At 51.6% G+C, this 13,837-nt stretch carries 15 protein-coding genes and 1 pseudogene; 10 read left to right on the top strand and 6 right to left on the bottom strand.

Translation table 11 applies throughout. The annotated features are described in order from the left end of the window. Nucleotides 1-127 precede the first annotated feature (127 nt). Nucleotides 128-1,246, top strand: a complete 1,119-nt coding sequence (locus tag EGJ22_RS20455) for a hypothetical protein (RefSeq protein ID WP_170976261.1) — start codon at nt 128-130, stop codon at nt 1,244-1,246. Nucleotides 1,247-1,559: 313 nt separating this feature from the next. Then, nucleotides 1,560-2,342 (top strand): hypothetical protein, encoded by a 783-nt coding sequence (locus tag EGJ22_RS20450; protein ID WP_054572140.1) that lies wholly within the window; start codon nt 1,560-1,562, stop codon nt 2,340-2,342. An 8-nt stretch (nt 2,343-2,350) separates the two neighbouring features. Here the strand turns inward: EGJ22_RS20450 and EGJ22_RS20445 are convergent, their stop codons facing one another. Both EGJ22_RS20445 and EGJ22_RS20440 read right to left on the bottom strand, forming a co-directional pair. Further along, on the bottom strand, nt 2,351-3,163 hold the full coding sequence (locus EGJ22_RS20445) for a DUF5677 domain-containing protein (RefSeq protein ID WP_125920376.1): 813 nt from the start codon (nt 3,161-3,163) through the stop codon (nt 2,351-2,353). Between the two features lie 218 nt (nt 3,164-3,381). After that, nucleotides 3,382-4,008: a histidine phosphatase family protein gene (locus tag EGJ22_RS20440; protein ID WP_054572142.1), complete on the bottom strand. Its 627-nt coding sequence runs from the start codon at nt 4,006-4,008 to the stop codon at nt 3,382-3,384. Between the two features lie 322 nt (nt 4,009-4,330). Here EGJ22_RS20440 and EGJ22_RS20430 point away from each other — a divergent pair, with 322 nt between their 5' ends. Beyond that, the gene (locus EGJ22_RS20430) at nt 4,331-4,540 is read left to right on the top strand and encodes a hypothetical protein (RefSeq protein ID WP_054572143.1); all 210 of its coding nucleotides are present in this window, start codon (nt 4,331-4,333) and stop codon (nt 4,538-4,540) included. 27 nt (nt 4,541-4,567) lie between these two features. Here EGJ22_RS20430 and EGJ22_RS20425 read toward each other — a convergent pair whose 3' ends face one another. Continuing rightward, nucleotides 4,568-5,035, bottom strand: a complete 468-nt coding sequence (locus EGJ22_RS20425) for a GNAT family N-acetyltransferase (RefSeq protein ID WP_125920375.1) — start codon at nt 5,033-5,035, stop codon at nt 4,568-4,570. Nucleotides 5,036-5,595: 560 nt separating this feature from the next. Between EGJ22_RS20425 and EGJ22_RS20420 the strand changes: the two genes are divergently transcribed. Then, the gene (locus EGJ22_RS20420; RefSeq protein ID WP_054572145.1) at nt 5,596-6,414 is read left to right on the top strand and encodes a hypothetical protein; all 819 of its coding nucleotides are present in this window, start codon (nt 5,596-5,598) and stop codon (nt 6,412-6,414) included. 1 nt (nt 6,415) lies between these two features. Here EGJ22_RS20420 and EGJ22_RS20415 read toward each other — a convergent pair whose 3' ends face one another. Next, the gene (locus EGJ22_RS20415; protein WP_054572146.1) at nt 6,416-6,610 is read right to left on the bottom strand and encodes a hypothetical protein; all 195 of its coding nucleotides are present in this window, start codon (nt 6,608-6,610) and stop codon (nt 6,416-6,418) included. A 447-nt stretch (nt 6,611-7,057) separates the two neighbouring features. On the opposite strand from EGJ22_RS20415, the gene EGJ22_RS20410 reads away from it, so the two are divergent. From EGJ22_RS20410 to EGJ22_RS20395, 4 genes are read left to right on the top strand one after another with little or no spacing between them, the layout of a single operon-like run. Beyond that, nucleotides 7,058-7,354: a hypothetical protein gene (locus EGJ22_RS20410; protein ID WP_054572147.1), complete on the top strand. Its 297-nt coding sequence runs from the start codon at nt 7,058-7,060 to the stop codon at nt 7,352-7,354. After that, nucleotides 7,351-7,941: a hypothetical protein gene (locus EGJ22_RS20405; protein ID WP_063977308.1), complete on the top strand. Its 591-nt coding sequence runs from the start codon at nt 7,351-7,353 to the stop codon at nt 7,939-7,941. The genes EGJ22_RS20410 and EGJ22_RS20405 overlap by 4 nt, the downstream gene beginning before the upstream one ends. After that, the gene (locus tag EGJ22_RS20400) at nt 7,938-8,174 is read left to right on the top strand and encodes an ABC-three component system middle component 6 (RefSeq protein WP_063977307.1); all 237 of its coding nucleotides are present in this window, start codon (nt 7,938-7,940) and stop codon (nt 8,172-8,174) included. The genes EGJ22_RS20405 and EGJ22_RS20400 overlap by 4 nt, the downstream gene beginning before the upstream one ends. Beyond that, complete coding sequence (locus tag EGJ22_RS20395; protein ID WP_125920374.1) at nt 8,165-9,859, top strand: DUF2326 domain-containing protein; 1,695 nt, start codon at nt 8,165-8,167, stop codon at nt 9,857-9,859. The genes EGJ22_RS20400 and EGJ22_RS20395 overlap by 10 nt, the downstream gene beginning before the upstream one ends. A 67-nt stretch (nt 9,860-9,926) precedes the next feature. Here the strand turns inward: EGJ22_RS20395 and EGJ22_RS20390 are convergent, their stop codons facing one another. Further along, complete coding sequence (locus EGJ22_RS20390) at nt 9,927-11,558, bottom strand: NAD+ synthase (protein ID WP_054572150.1); 1,632 nt, start codon at nt 11,556-11,558, stop codon at nt 9,927-9,929. A 352-nt stretch (nt 11,559-11,910) separates the two neighbouring features. Here EGJ22_RS20390 and nadE point away from each other — a divergent pair. Beyond that, nucleotides 11,911-12,222: pseudogene (gene nadE, locus EGJ22_RS20385) on the top strand (NAD(+) synthase); the annotation flags it as partial. A gap of 108 nt (nt 12,223-12,330) precedes the next feature. Here nadE and azu read toward each other — a convergent pair. Continuing rightward, nucleotides 12,331-12,780, bottom strand: a complete 450-nt coding sequence (gene azu, locus EGJ22_RS20380; RefSeq protein WP_029885725.1) for an azurin — start codon at nt 12,778-12,780, stop codon at nt 12,331-12,333. Between the two features lie 349 nt (nt 12,781-13,129). Between azu and EGJ22_RS20375 the strand changes: the two genes are divergently transcribed. Continuing rightward, nucleotides 13,130-13,717 carry a TIGR00730 family Rossman fold protein gene (locus tag EGJ22_RS20375; RefSeq protein ID WP_029885726.1) on the top strand — a complete coding sequence of 196 codons (588 nt, stop codon included), beginning with the start codon at nt 13,130-13,132 and terminating at the stop codon, nt 13,715-13,717. Nucleotides 13,718-13,837: the final 120 nt, after the last annotated feature.

Below are 13,837 nucleotides of genomic sequence, written 5' to 3'. Positions count from 1 at the left end.
GCGAGCTTTCCACTCGTTAGTTTTAATCGTTGGACGTCGGCGAATACGGCAGGAGCCGTCACGTTTTGTACTGCCTACAGGCGGTCATGCCTGGGCACATGATAATAAAAAGAGGACGCTACTCATCATGACGATGCCAAAGTCAACCCTGGATGTCTCCAGAATGTTCATTATTGGTGGTGCATGCATTGCACTACTCATCGGCTCAGGTTTTGCGACGGGCCAGGAAATCATGCAGTACTTTGTCGCCTATGGTCATGCCGGGCTGATCAGTATCCTCCTGATGTTTGCACTCTTTACCTATGTTGCGTTCAGTTTCGTCATGGCGGGTTACGAACAAAAGTTCAGCGCGCCCAAGGAAATATTCACGTATTACTGCGGTAAAAAACTCGGCGCCTTCTTCGACTATTTCTCGGTGCTTTTCCTGTATATGTCGTTCTGGGTGATGATTGCCGGAGCGGGGGCCGCGCTCAATCAGAAACTTGGCTGGCCTAACTGGTATGGCGGCGTGTTGATGGGGGGCTTGACCTTGGTCACGCTGTTCTTCGGCTTCAATCGGTTGATCAGCGTGGTGGGTTCGATCGGCCCTCTGCTTTCGGTTCTAGCGATCATGATAGGTGTGGCAGGTGTCGTCATGAACACCCAGGGGCTGGTTGAATTCCCTGCCGTATTGAAGCCATTGACCGAAAGCAAGACCGTTCTGCAGGCCGGGAGCAACTGGTTTACAGCCTGCCTTTCCTACGTAGGTTTCTGCATGATGTGGCTGGCGGTCTTCATGACCAACCTGGGCAGTACCAGCAAGAGCCGGGCAGAGGCAGGGGGTGGTGCGTTTTTGGGGATGTTGCTTTTTTCCCTGGCCGTGCTGGCCATGATGCTGGGCCTGGCTGCAAACCTCAGCGATGTTGCCACTGCGCAGATCCCATCCCTGGTGCTGGTTGAAAAAATTTCCCCTTCGCTGACCGGCCTGATCACGGTGGTGATTCTCGCCGCCATCTACACCACGGCAGCGTCGCTGCTCTGGGCCCCAGTGAAACGCTTCGCGCCAGATGAGTTCAGCATTCGTCATCGACTGCTGCTGTGTGTGCTTTGCACCGTGGGCACGCTGGTTGGTCTGAATGTGCCGTTCGATGCACTGATCAACGTGGTATACGTGGTCAATGGCTATATTGGTTTCGGTTTGCTCTTCCTGATGCTGGTCAAGGATTTCAAGACCCGCGTATTGAAGCGCTCCCTCCAAACCGTATAAGCAAAAATCGCTTATCTTCACGCTGAACCTCACAGGTATCGACTGAGACGCTGTTGGACGTCTCAGTCGATCTTTGCTTATATGAAACGCTTAGGGAAACTCCGATCAAGTCAGCACAGGCAGCCTGACCTGTGCTGACTTGATCGGAGTTTCCTTTGCTCCTGGAAAACAGCCTGGTTGCCAACCCATCGCATAAAAACTAGCTCCTATAGCTTCGGCTCAATCAATGCACTCTCCTTCGACGGTTGGTAATTATGTTGGTCGCCCCTGAAACGTAGTGTAATCTGACCCTTTTATAAAATGGAGCACAAAAATGCTTGAACCGCTTTTTAAAGCCCTGCATCACTACAACGACGAGTATCGTGAGCTAATCAATGAAAAGGCAATGCGGCATACGCCAGCACGTGGCGACTTTGTAGATTTTATCCAGTCGTCACTAAAGCTTACAAAACCGGAAGACTGGGGATTTATATGCTCATCCATGGATATAATAAATGACAGCCTGCTAGGGATTGAGCACTTCTGTAAGTATGGCGTTGATGGGCCGACAAAATATGATGATTTCGGCGAAAAATACATCAGGCTTTATGGTGTATTGAATGCAACATATATACAGCAGCAAGCTTTGCTTAATCTCCACAGAATCGCGAATGTGCCTAACATCCGAGAGTTGGAAGGAAGGGTTGCAGCCTTGAAGGTGCGAGAGGCTAGAAACAAACTTGGAGCGCACAGCGTCGACTATTCAAATAGAGAGTCTGGTCAAACTGAAAGCTTCGTTCCGGTTCGTATTACTTTATCAGGAATGCGATGCGACTACTATAACAACACAACCTTGGAGCATACAGAGGTTGATTTAATAGACGCATTGCGCGAGCACTTAACGTTGATGTGTGATATATATGATGGCACATATAGGAAATCGGTGCGGACAATTTATAAATCAAATCAAAACAAGCAGGAAGAACTGCTGGAAAAAATTGACGATGCCCTGATCTTTAGAGATGGAGGCACCGTCTTGAGGAATGAATCAGGCATCAAGGTATTCGTAACATCCTACGAACCAGAACCAGAACCAGAACCAGAACCAGAAAAATAGAAAATCGATCACTCTGGCTTTAAGGAGCTGAGTGATCCGAATCTATCCAGAAGCTCATTCGCCTCTTTGTCGCGGGAAGAATCTTTGGTCGCCTGAAGAAATCCAATCAGGATACCTAAAGCTGCTGATGCAGCCAGGTTAGCCGACAGAGCGACTTCCGCTTTCTTGCCTGGCCCAAATTTGTAGCCGCTCCAGCTATTAGTTTCCTTATTTGACACAATGTAGCGCTTAAGCGAAGAAGCTGAATAATGCATCGCATCATCAGAAAGATGCTTATAAAATAAGTATTGATGCCCAAGCGAAGACATCTCTGCAACTTCTTGCCAGTTCAAGTGGCGGCCTTTATCGCCAGCCAAGATCTCGTCCATGGCCGCAGCAACGTCTTGATCTAGAGAGTAGTTACCTTGCTTCAAGGCTTTGGCTTGGCCGCGCTTGGCAGCAACGTTATCTTTATGGAGCAAGGGGATAAATTTCTCAGGACTTTCTGCTAACGCACCCACGCAAAATGCATTTTCAAAAAGGCATCGTATCAAAATCCTGGCTTCAACAATCATACCTCGCTCGAGGTTTATGAGAACCGATTGAAAATTACTTAAAGACCGCAAAGCCGAAAACATGGCTAGAACTTCTAAGTCCATGGTTCTACCGTGATGCTTTTCAAAGCCAGACACTACAGCTGCCTGCAGAAGTTTATTTATATCCCTCAGCAGTGTAAACCACTCTTCGTTTTCTGAAGTTATGCGTGCGATTGTTTCATCAATGTTTCTGGATATAAAGCCTTGCTCGAAGAAACTTTCGTTCAAAATCGATTGGTCTGTCATTCAAAACATCCTGTAATTGTGATGTGCTCAGAGGTAAACTCTGTCATCGAAGAACTGCTATTGCAGCAGGCCTCCGAGAACGGATGGGGAAGCATCACCGACGGTAAGTGCGAGGACGAGGTCGTTGATGTGAAGCAATTCAACACGAAGGTTGGTGCATCCTGCAACTGATAGGCATCGTTCTACGTGTTTGGTGGACGCTCGACACGCAGAACGCTTTAGGAGGAGCCCTTTCGTTGGCCAGTTCCCCATTTGCCCGACTCCCAGGCAATGAAAAAGCCCTGACCATTTTCAATGTGATTGGCGATCTCATACTCTCGCCAGTCCTGCATCGCCAGGCCATCAATTTCCTGTGGCTCATGCTCGAGTAGCCAAGCCACCGTGTTGATGAGCTGACCATGCGAAAACACGGCTATGTCAGTAGCTGGATGTTTACCAAGTCGGTGAAGGAATGACCGCGCTCTACCTACCAGTTCCTGGAACGACTCTGCGCCCTCACCATCACGGTAGGCGGGGTCTGCTCTTTGCCAGTACGCCTCAACCCAACCACGCCGTTGCGCCAGGGTTGTATCAACACAACGTGCCGGCGCTAGGTACGTGTATTCCTGAATCGGCCAGGTTTCGAAAGCGACAGCAGGGTATCGGGCTGCCGTCACCTGCGCGGTTGCCTGGGCGCGAAGGAACGGCGAAGCAACGATTAGGCCTGGGGCGTTCGTGAAAGACCGGGCGACCATATGGGCTTGCTCCAGCCCTTTTGCTGTGAGGGGGATACTCGCGTGATCCTTGGTGGGCCGGCCTGCGTTCGCAGCACTCTCGCCGTGGCGTACCATCCTCACATTCTTCATCGACTATCTTTCCCTGGTTACGGATTCTGGATCGCACAATGCTGGCACTGAACAGTGCGGGATAGCCATGGTGAAGGGATGTCGATGTATCCTAGCCTCAACCAATCTGCCTGAGATCCTTCGGAATGACTCGACAAAGCTGCCCAGAGCCAACGAAGACTGCTTCGAACTCCTACGAACGCAAGATGGTTCGTCAACGCCCACGGTTTCTAAACCAGGAGACGTTGGACAAGGTTGTCCGGGAGCATCACGCCCACCTGATTGAGCTCGCGAACCGCACACCCGAGAAAGCGGGATCGTCCCGGCAAAATTGGAGAGGGTAATGAAGAAAGATCTCAGCAAAGTGTTGCTGCCTGATGACCCTCTGTACAGCCAGGCCATCGAGGCACTGAAGCGGTATCACCAGGCCCAGGCTGACGGAGTCGTGGGGGCTGAGCTGGAGCTTCTCAGGATGCTGGCAGAGCATGGTTTTCAAGTAGTGACGGATTACCAGCTGCGGGCCTTTGGGCAGTTGACTGAAAAAGACCATTGAGCCGCTGGCCCGACCACGTCCCACCTATCAGCGATTCAAGGCTTCCTGCACGGCGTCGACCATACCTATCCAGTGACGGCCATTGTCGCGAGGGCTGAAGCCCAGCCTCTCGGCGAAAGCTGATGCGTTGGCATTGGCTGACTCGATAGCGAGGTAGCGATAGCCGAATGTTGGAGCCAGCTCCACCAGGCGCTGCACTAGCGCTCGACCATGTCCAGCACGTTCCTTCGTGAAGCCGATCCGAGCCAGGACAAGGCACTCCCTTGGCCAGTAGTCATTTGGCTTCACAAACATGCGGATGTAGATGTCGAACTGCGTGCTCAGGGCTGACACGGTCGCGAAGGTTCGCCAGACCCGCTGTTGGACATACCTGGGCTTATACGTGAACCGCTCCAGGATGAACTCCGCTACATGAGGCTTGAGCTCCTCACAGCGTTCTTCGGCAAAGGCGCGCCATTCTTCTTCACTGGCCCCGAGCGGAGGAAGGGTGGGCATCGTTCTGATCTCGGTCACCGGCTGGAAAATCGAGTGTAGATGCCTTTCAGGAGCTAGCTGTAGCAAACACGGCTAATGCCGGCTCCTGCGAATCTCACATCTTCAAAGAAGCCGCTCCTCAACACGATTTTTTGTGCCCACGATTCAGCCCTTCCTAGAAGGGTAGGTCTTCGCCCTCCGCGAGCTCGAAGACTACTGGTGGCTTCGGTGCTAAGGCTTTGTGAATGCCTAAGAGCCGCTCGACCATTCAGGTTGATGGCTCATATCAGAATCGCAAGCCGAGCACGCAGAGCCAGACGCTGAGGATGGAAGCGCTCGGGCCGCAACCTGGCTCTGATAAGAGGTCGGTTCACGACAGCCCCACCCGAAGGTGAAAAGCAAAAAAGGAATGCTCGATATAATGCCCCCATTTGGGAACATCAAAGCCCTTTTATCCTCATAATGTTCCCAAAAGCGGACATTACGAGAGACGTTGATTTTTAACATTCAAGATCCGGCATTCGCACTACACCGACTGCCGACCTACACTGAGGTTTTTACCTAAACCACAGGTAGCAACCATGTTGACTCTGGGCGGAATTCAACTACGGGGTTTTTTCAGCATTCAAACCGAGGTAGCGGAAAATCTTCCCATTCTTCGCCATTCCGATGATATCGATATTAAACGAAGCATGCTTCAAGTCTTGCAAATGTTCGATGCATATATGACCCTTACCGGCTTCCACCCACATACTATGTGCCTTGACGACTATGCAGGATTTAGAGGCTTTCTATATAAAGTACTACAACTCACTGAAGATGATACAAAGCCCTTAACTTGGCAGCTACTTCAAGACTTTGTTATTGTGGGTTTTCTGGACGAAAAGCAAGCCAACTTAGTTTTAAACATGTCTCAAGCTGAATGCAATGAAAAATATCAAGAGCGAGAGCCTGCCAAATGCCGCTTCCTGCATTACCAATCGCTTTTCCCAACCTCGGATTCGAACGGTTTTGTGTATGTAGATTTCGACTCTATAACGCACCTACTCAGTAAGTCGTCTTTCGATTGTCTAGGTAGGTTGCTTACTGAATACCTTGCGCCGCTTCCTACAGTGCAGGCGGAGATAGATGCCCCACTCATCATTGCCATAGCACAAGGCCTACTTTATCAAAACCCAGGCGTAGACTTGGGTGATATCCACCTTGGCGTTACTAATTCTGCCGACTTCATTGGAGCCGTCCGCACCCATGCTGAATGGCGAATGCACAACGCAGGTTTCTTTCGGGGAGACGTCGCCGAGAACTGGAAGTACCTGTCCGCAGTGCTTACGAATTTTTTCGTAGCCAATAATATCCTACGCCTCAACAAGGATGGCCGCAAAATGCTAAGGCCCTACTGATTCAACGCTGCAATGCAATTTTGCGTTTAGCATCGACTGCTCTGAACAAATATTCGATGGCGTTGCTTTGGAGGCGCAGAGCTTCACGGCACCGCTCTTCGTCGCGATCTGAGCTAGCCGACAATGCCTCAGCCTGCAAGTAATTGATCTCAAACTTGAGGTGGGCAATCATTTTATTAACGAGACACTCGCGCATACTACACCCCTTAATGGTAATTGGTTTACGTCACCCAGTTGCAATGTAATGTGAATCTAACAATGCAGTGTAGCTGCTGTAGACGATTGCGCTCGGCTTTTAGTGATCTCGCCGAAAAAGCTATAGGCCAGGTGCTCCAGCATGTCAGCAGCGCGATGTGCTGAGCCCCACCTCTCCTGCCGGTAGCTGCCCTCTGTAGCTTCCCTGGTAAAGCGAACGGCTGCCCTTGACTCAAGCCGCCCCGTGCTCTGCTGAACCTCGAACGCAGCCCTCAGGAGGGTTCCAAGGCCGGATATCCGCGCACGCAGACCCTGGTCTCAAAGGCTGCAGGATCCTGCCTATGCCGAGGGTTCGGGGCGGGAGCGCCCTTGTGGAGCGGTAAGCGAAATCTGTAATATCACGTTGCTGGCACTCACTGCCGAGTGACCGACCACCATGGAGAAAGGAATGTTCGGCTTCTTGAAGGTAATCGCCACCGCTGGAGGCGGCTTTGCTGCAGTGGGAGCTGCGATGTTCTACTCGATGCACGCCGGTTGGTTTAAGTCTGACTTGCTCAAGGGCCTCCCAAGCGAATCCATCTACAAGCTGTTCCTGTACTCCCTTGCAGCTACTGTATTTTGCTTTTTCTTGCTGATCATTTTGCAGGCATTCAGCAGAAAACCGACGATTTCCGCTACCTCAGATCATAGCTCAACTACGGTTGTCTCCACGGGTCGCGGCAATGTTACTGTACATAAAAAATGAGCCTATTAACGCCAGATATTGAAGCTACGGCATCGAACGGCGGGTTAACAGTAGTCAGCACCGGCAGTGGGCCTGTCACGATAGCCGCAACTTCTGCGGCCATCTCATCTCTGCTCAATCCGTTACTAATGAAAATTGTGTCGACTCATACCCCGTATGATGAGATCCCAGACGTCGAGATAGATTACCCTGAGGTCGATGAAAAAATTGAGTACAACAGGGTCTCGGTGTATTCGGAGTTAATCATTGACAATGTCGGCTACATGGATCTCATTGAAAGCCTTATCTCAACTATCGATGACGAAGATCCTGGCGCACAGAAAAGATTTCTTTACGCTATAAATCAGAAGTATAAAACCGCCAGGCGAGAATTGTTCATGAGGCAGGCTGAGCGACCAGCTTCCCCTGAGCAAAAGCTGAATGTAATACGGCTGGGATCGGATGAGCTTGTAAAGAAGGTCTCCGAGCTTATAGTTGGAACTAACACTGTCTTTCAAGGCGTTGAATCTGAGCTTATAGAATGGGCCGGACAGTTAATAGTTTGCTATGGCTTCATTCACTGTAAGATATTGGAGCCTCCTGCATGATCATTCAGAATACAAGCTCACCGCTTAAAAGCCTTTACATAGTCGGTGGACGCTTACTGATGGTCTTAAAGTCTAGCGAATTTGGCTCCATGAGCCCACTAGCACTTTTCGAAAAATATCAAGATAGATTTGAGCGTGTTTCTTTTGCTTACATTCTGTACGCGCTCGACTGGCTCTACATCACTGGATGTGTAGAGCTAACGAAGCAAGGTGATATTTCTTTATGCAACTGATTAAATTATCTGTATTTGATGAAAGCGAAGAAATACGTACCATCCAATTCAAGGACGGAATTAACATTATTACCAACCTGGGCGAAACTGGGAACCAGATTGGTAAAAGCACATCACTTCGTGCACTAGCATTCTGCTTGGGCGGAAAGTCTGAGCCTCTTTGGAAAGATCCTGACAACAACAAGGTCAACGAAAAGGTTAAAGACTATCTTACCAAAGGCGACGTTAAGTTTGAGTTAACTCTAAGAGTCGCCTCCATTAATCACCAAATCACGCGTGTGCTCTCAAGAAAAATGGGATCCCTACGTGAGAGCATCAAAATCATTAGCACCATTGATGGCGTCGTCTACAAGAGCAATGCTGGCTTCACTCGCGAACTCCCTCGTATATTTGGATATACACGAGAGCAGCCTAGCTTCAACTCAATACGAAGCAAGTTCTTCCGAACGAACAGAACCACAAGCAACAACACGCTTGCGTACCTACACACGTACACTAGCGACAATGATTACGACCTGATTTATGCATATCTGTTTGACTTTGAATTCATTGATTCCGTTCGCCAGATCAACCTAATTGAGCAGCAAATACAACTAGAAGATAATCGTATCCGAACACTTCTCGGCGGCCTCCCTTTGGCGAATCGCCAGGAAGAAATCCAACTAATCGACCTGAAGATTTCTGAACTTCAAATCAAAGAAGATGAGTACGACATATTTGAATCTCAAAGTTATGCCATCGCAGAACTCCGGGAATCCCGAAGAAGCGTGGCAGCATTGACTTCTCGTATCGTCAAGCTTGAAACAAAACTTTATTATAATAACAAAACAATCGAACGATACAAAAATAACTTGGTGGAGCTAAACGTAGGGGAAATTACCTCTCTCTACAATGAGGCCAAGTCGCTAGTTCCAAACCTCAGCAAGACACTTGAAGAAACTATTGAATTCCATAATTCGATAATGAGCCGCAAGGCCGCATACGTCGAAGAAATGTCGGCTGAGACAGCGGATGAACTTGACACTCTGAGAATGAGTTTGGCACGACTCATATCAGATGAACAGAGTAAGGTGAAAGATCTTTCCAGAGACAGCCATGTCAGCGGACTGATCCTGGTCGAAAAGCAAATGCAGGATTTACGGGAGGCTCGAGGCAGGCTTGCTTACGTCATAAGCGAGGTAGAGGTGTCCAACAAGCGAATCAAAGATCTACTCACTACAGTTGACGGCGTAAAGCGGAGTATTGCAGTGCACTACTCTGACTTAAACTCCAAGCTTAAAGTCTTCAATGAAGCATATGTCGACATCACTAAAAGATTATTCGTAACTCATCACAACGAACTGACAGTTTCTGCAGGCCGAGATGGCAAGGCAGATTTCAAGATTACAAACGAAGAACTGAACACTGGCGACGGAGTTCCGAGGGCCGCAGCAATGGCTTTCGACATGTCCTATGTGTACTTCGTGAATAAATTCAAATCCAGGCTTCCTGCTTTTACCGCCCAAGACTATCTTGAAGTTGTAGACGAAGACAAGCTAATAAAATTATTTGATTTTGCCAACGAAAAGAAAATACAAACTATCGCAGCAATTTTAAACGACAAACTTGGTGGCTTTGATAAAAAGTTCCTTGAAGCCAATACCATTCTCGAACTGACCAAAGAAGAAAAATTTTTCAAACTTTAGCGAGACCATCCTTTATAGAAAAGGGACGCAATAGCGCCCCTTGTACATAGATCAGCTGCCTCAGCTATTAATCACCGATACTCCAGCCAGAAGTGATAGGGTAACGCCGGTCACGACCGAAGCCGCGCTCGGTGACACGAGGGCCCACAGCGGCCTGGCGCCGCTTGTATTCGTTCAGGTCGACCAAGCGAATTACCTTCCTCACAACCTCCTGATCGAAGCCCTTCTCGGTAATGGCATCGGCAGACAAGTCCTGCTCGATGTACAAGCGAAGGATCTCATCAAGGACAGGGTATGGAGGCAAGGAATCTTCGTCCTTCTGGTCAGGAGCAAGCTCTGCAGATGGTGGACGATCAATGACGCGCTGCGGAATTACGTAGCCCAGGGTGTTGCGGTATTCGCAGAGGCGGAATACCAAGGTCTTCGGTACGTCCTTCAAGACGTCGTAGCCACCCGCCATATCACCATACAAGGTCGCATAGCCGACCGCCATCTCACTCTTGTTGCCGGTCGTGAGAACGAGATACCGCTTCTTGTTGGAAATGGCCATGAGCATGGTGCCGCGACACCGGGCCTGGAGGTTTTCCTCGGTGGTGTCTTTGCCCAAACCTTCGAACATTGGCGCAAGCGTGGTCAGGAAGGCTTCTACCATGGATGCGATGGGCAGGACGCTGTACTTCACACCCAAGATGTCGGCTTCCTCTTTCGCGTCGTCCTGGCTCATCTGGGCCGTGTAGTGATACGGCATCATCACAGCTTCAACGTTTTCTGCACCCAAGGCATCCACAGCAACAGCGAGCACCAACGCCGAGTCGATGCCACCCGAAAGGCCTAGCACAACACCTTTGAACCCGTTGCGCTGCACATAGTCCTTAACGCCAGCTACCAGTGCCTGGTAGACGCTGGCCTCAATGCTGAGAAGCTCGGTGGTCTGAGCCGGAACGGGCACCAAAACGCCTTCCTTGATCTCAAACTCCGAGACGAAGAGCCCCTCCTCGAAAGCAGGGGCGCGCTGAGTAACCTTTCCGTCGCCATCCACTACGAAGCTGTTGCCGTCGAACACCAGTTCGTCTTGGCCACCAACCTGGTTCACGTAGACCATGGGGATTGAGCATTCGCTGGCACGCGTCGCCAATAGCTCTTCACGTTCAGCCTGCTTTCCACGATGGAACGGCGAGGCATTCAGGGTCAGCATGATCTGGGCACCGGCATCACAAGCCTGCTTGAGCGGCTCGGAGAACCAGATGTCCTCACAGATAGTGATACCGACCGGTACGCCGAAGAGGTTAACTACGCATGGGCCGCTGCCCGGCTCAAAGTACCGCTTCTCATCGAAAACACGATAGTTAGGCAGGCGCTGCTTGTTATAGCGGGCGAGCTCCTTGCCGTCCGAAATCACGGCGCAGCTGTTGTAGCGCGCTCCATCCTCGACCCAAGGGAAGCCGATTACAGTGACGATGCCTTGGACAGCGTCCTTGATATGCTGCAGGGCTTTTTCGATCCGGCTCTGCATGCTGGAGCGAAGGAGCAGATCCTCTGGTGGGTAACCGCAAAGGGTCAGCTCTGGGAAAACGATGACCTGGGCTTTGAGGTCGTCGCGGGCCTTATGAGCGGCTTCGATGACCTTCTCAACGTTGCCGTATACATCCCCGACGCGGATGTTCAGCTGGGCCATTACCACTCTCAAACGTTGCTCCATGGTTCCTCCAGAAATGCCTAGATCGAGATCGGCAAGATGCAACACTGTCCTGACATCTGCGATCAAGGAAGCACCATCTGAAGCTCCATGCTGAGCGCGGGGCTATCGGATTACTGCTAGCCATTACGGCTCATTGAACCTGGGTCAGGACTACCCGGAGGGTCGCGGGCATCTTGCGAACTAGGACATTATGCCCTAACCAAGCTCAGCCCCATCTAGCGAAATCGGAAGAAGGTCTGGGAGAGGGCGCAGTCCAGAATCCCCAGACTGTGCAGATACAGATTCTGCACAAGAGCAAAAATAGTCACTCACTCAGTCACTGCGCTGGATTGGGCACTATTTCGGGGGGAGGAAGGTAATGGGCTTCTTTACCAAGTTTGGTGATGGTGCCTGCGACCTGGCGCCGCTGAGCGGCCTGGTAAAAAACCAGGTGCGGGCCATTGCACGCAGCTTTGGCGCGCCGGAGTCACTGGTGGAGAAGGTGCCGACTGCAGACCTGGAAGACCTGGCACCGGGCAAACCGGACGAAGCCTCGCATGGGGTCACCTACCAGCAGATCGACGCGTTCCTGCATGGGCAGCCGGTCGACCAGGCAGCGTTCGACATCATCGTGGCCACCTACCGCAAGACCCAGCACAAGCGCGAATTGCCGTTCGCCCCTTGATCAGGCTGTAACAATGCCTGTAGGAGCGGGTTTACCCGCGAATGCGATGGTGGATCTGGCACCGCATTCGCGGGTAAAGCCGCCCCTACAGGGCACGGCGTCAGCTGATTACTTGACGACAACCTTGCCTTTCATCATCGAGATGTGGCCCGGGAAGGTGCAGAAGAAGCTGTAGTCACCACCGGCTTCCAGCTTGGAAGGGTCGAACTTCACTTCGGTTTCTTTTTCCGGCGCGCCGATCATTTTGGTATGGGCAATGATCGCGGCGTTGTCAGCCTTGATGTAGTCCTTTTCCAGGCCCTGGCTCATGCCTTCGGTCGCAATGCCCTGCATGTCGGCAGTCTTGCTGATCACCAGGTTATGGCCCATGACGTTCTTCGGCAGGTTGCCGGAGTGGGTCAGTTTGACCGTGAATTCCTTGCAGCTTTTGTCGACGGTGATTTCCTTGGTGTTGAAGGACATCTGGTCAGTGGAGTCGACAGTTACCGAGCACTCGGCGGCGAAGACAGAGGCGCTGGCGAGGGTCAGCAGGGATACCGCTACAGCTTTCGCAAACATCATGAATCTCCTTGGCAGGGTTTTATCAATTGCGAGACTGCCTGAAACCGTTCAGCACCCTGCTGATATGGGTCAAGGGGGTGTCAAGTGGCCAGTCAGTTGAATTGTTCAATGGATTGTATACAACCAATCTAAGAGCACATCATGCCCTTTTATTGGACGATGGGACAACCTCTCATTTAGGAGCAATACCAAATGCCCATCTCCCAGTTTCTGAACAGCCTGCTCGCCGCCTACGCCCACGGTGCTACCGGCGCGATCTGCGAATTCTCGCGCCCGGAATGAACCCGGCCTTGGAAGCGACGGTCAGCCACCGTACCGTGTCACCCTGAGTGACTGGAGGTGAGTAATGCCCGTACGTTCCGTTTGTGTGTTTTGCGGTGCCAGCATCGGCAGCAACCCCGCCTACCGTGAGGCGGCGGTCGCGCTGGGCCAGGCGATTGCCCGCCGAGGCTGGACGCTGGTGTATGGCGGTGGCGCTGTTGGCTTGATGGGTGTGGTAGCCGACGCCGCGATGGCAGCGGGTGGCGACGTGGTAGGGATCATCCCGCAGAGCCTGCTGGACGCCGAGGTCGGCCACAAAGGCCTGACGCGGCTGGAAGTGGTCGATGGCATGCATGCGCGCAAGGCTCGCATGGCCGAGTTGAGCGACGCGTTCATCGCCTTGCCGGGTGGCCTGGGTACGCTGGAAGAGCTGTTCGAGGTCTGGACCTGGGGGCAACTGGGCTACCACGCCAAGCCGCTGGGGCTGCTGGATGTGAACGGCTTCTACGACAAGCTTGGCGGGTTCCTCGACCATATCGTCGAGGAGGGCTTCGTGCGCCCGCAGCACCGGGATATGTTGCTGTTGGGGCAGCAGCCGGATGAGCTGCTAGCCGCGATGGACCGCTTTGTCGCGCCGGTGGCGCCGAAGTGGGTCGACAAGAACCCTGACTAAACCAGATTCAGGGGCTGCACAAAATCCTAAAGCGAGCATTGTACCTGTGGGAGATTCTATGGTTCCTGGCAAGGGTAGCCGCTGCATCTTCAGTGCCTGTGAGATCGAGCGCCGCCCGCG

The organism is Pseudomonas sp. p99-361 (assembly GCF_003935475.1).
In the GTDB taxonomy this organism is placed as follows: domain Bacteria; phylum Pseudomonadota; class Gammaproteobacteria; order Pseudomonadales; family Pseudomonadaceae; genus Aquipseudomonas; species Aquipseudomonas juntendi.
The sequence above is the reverse complement of the archived record's forward strand: the minus strand, read 5'-3'. Positions and strand labels throughout refer to the sequence as shown.

What these genes read in the sequence shown, in the direction of transcription:
- EGJ22_RS20455 (WP_170976261.1), top strand. Translation starts at nt 128, where the DNA reads ATGACGATGCCAAAGTCAACCCTGGATGTCTCCAGAATGTTCATTATT.
- EGJ22_RS20450 (WP_054572140.1), top strand. Translation starts at nt 1,560, where the DNA reads ATGCTTGAACCGCTTTTTAAAGCCCTGCATCACTACAACGACGAGTAT.
- EGJ22_RS20445 (WP_125920376.1), bottom strand. Translation starts at nt 3,163, where the DNA reads ATGACAGACCAATCGATTTTGAACGAAAGTTTCTTCGAGCAAGGCTTT.
- EGJ22_RS20440 (WP_054572142.1), bottom strand. Translation starts at nt 4,008, where the DNA reads ATGAAGAATGTGAGGATGGTACGCCACGGCGAGAGTGCTGCGAACGCA.
- EGJ22_RS20430 (WP_054572143.1), top strand. Translation starts at nt 4,331, where the DNA reads ATGAAGAAAGATCTCAGCAAAGTGTTGCTGCCTGATGACCCTCTGTAC.
- EGJ22_RS20425 (WP_125920375.1), bottom strand. Translation starts at nt 5,035, where the DNA reads ATGCCCACCCTTCCTCCGCTCGGGGCCAGTGAAGAAGAATGGCGCGCC.
- EGJ22_RS20420 (WP_054572145.1), top strand. Translation starts at nt 5,596, where the DNA reads ATGTTGACTCTGGGCGGAATTCAACTACGGGGTTTTTTCAGCATTCAA.
- EGJ22_RS20415 (WP_054572146.1), bottom strand. Translation starts at nt 6,610, where the DNA reads ATGCGCGAGTGTCTCGTTAATAAAATGATTGCCCACCTCAAGTTTGAG.
- EGJ22_RS20410 (WP_054572147.1), top strand. Translation starts at nt 7,058, where the DNA reads ATGTTCGGCTTCTTGAAGGTAATCGCCACCGCTGGAGGCGGCTTTGCT.
- EGJ22_RS20405 (WP_063977308.1), top strand. Translation starts at nt 7,351, where the DNA reads ATGAGCCTATTAACGCCAGATATTGAAGCTACGGCATCGAACGGCGGG.
- EGJ22_RS20400 (WP_063977307.1), top strand. Translation starts at nt 7,938, where the DNA reads ATGATCATTCAGAATACAAGCTCACCGCTTAAAAGCCTTTACATAGTC.
- EGJ22_RS20395 (WP_125920374.1), top strand. Translation starts at nt 8,165, where the DNA reads ATGCAACTGATTAAATTATCTGTATTTGATGAAAGCGAAGAAATACGT.
- EGJ22_RS20390 (WP_054572150.1), bottom strand. Translation starts at nt 11,558, where the DNA reads ATGGAGCAACGTTTGAGAGTGGTAATGGCCCAGCTGAACATCCGCGTC.
- azu (WP_029885725.1), bottom strand. Translation starts at nt 12,780, where the DNA reads ATGTTTGCGAAAGCTGTAGCGGTATCCCTGCTGACCCTCGCCAGCGCC.
- EGJ22_RS20375 (WP_029885726.1), top strand. Translation starts at nt 13,130, where the DNA reads ATGCCCGTACGTTCCGTTTGTGTGTTTTGCGGTGCCAGCATCGGCAGC.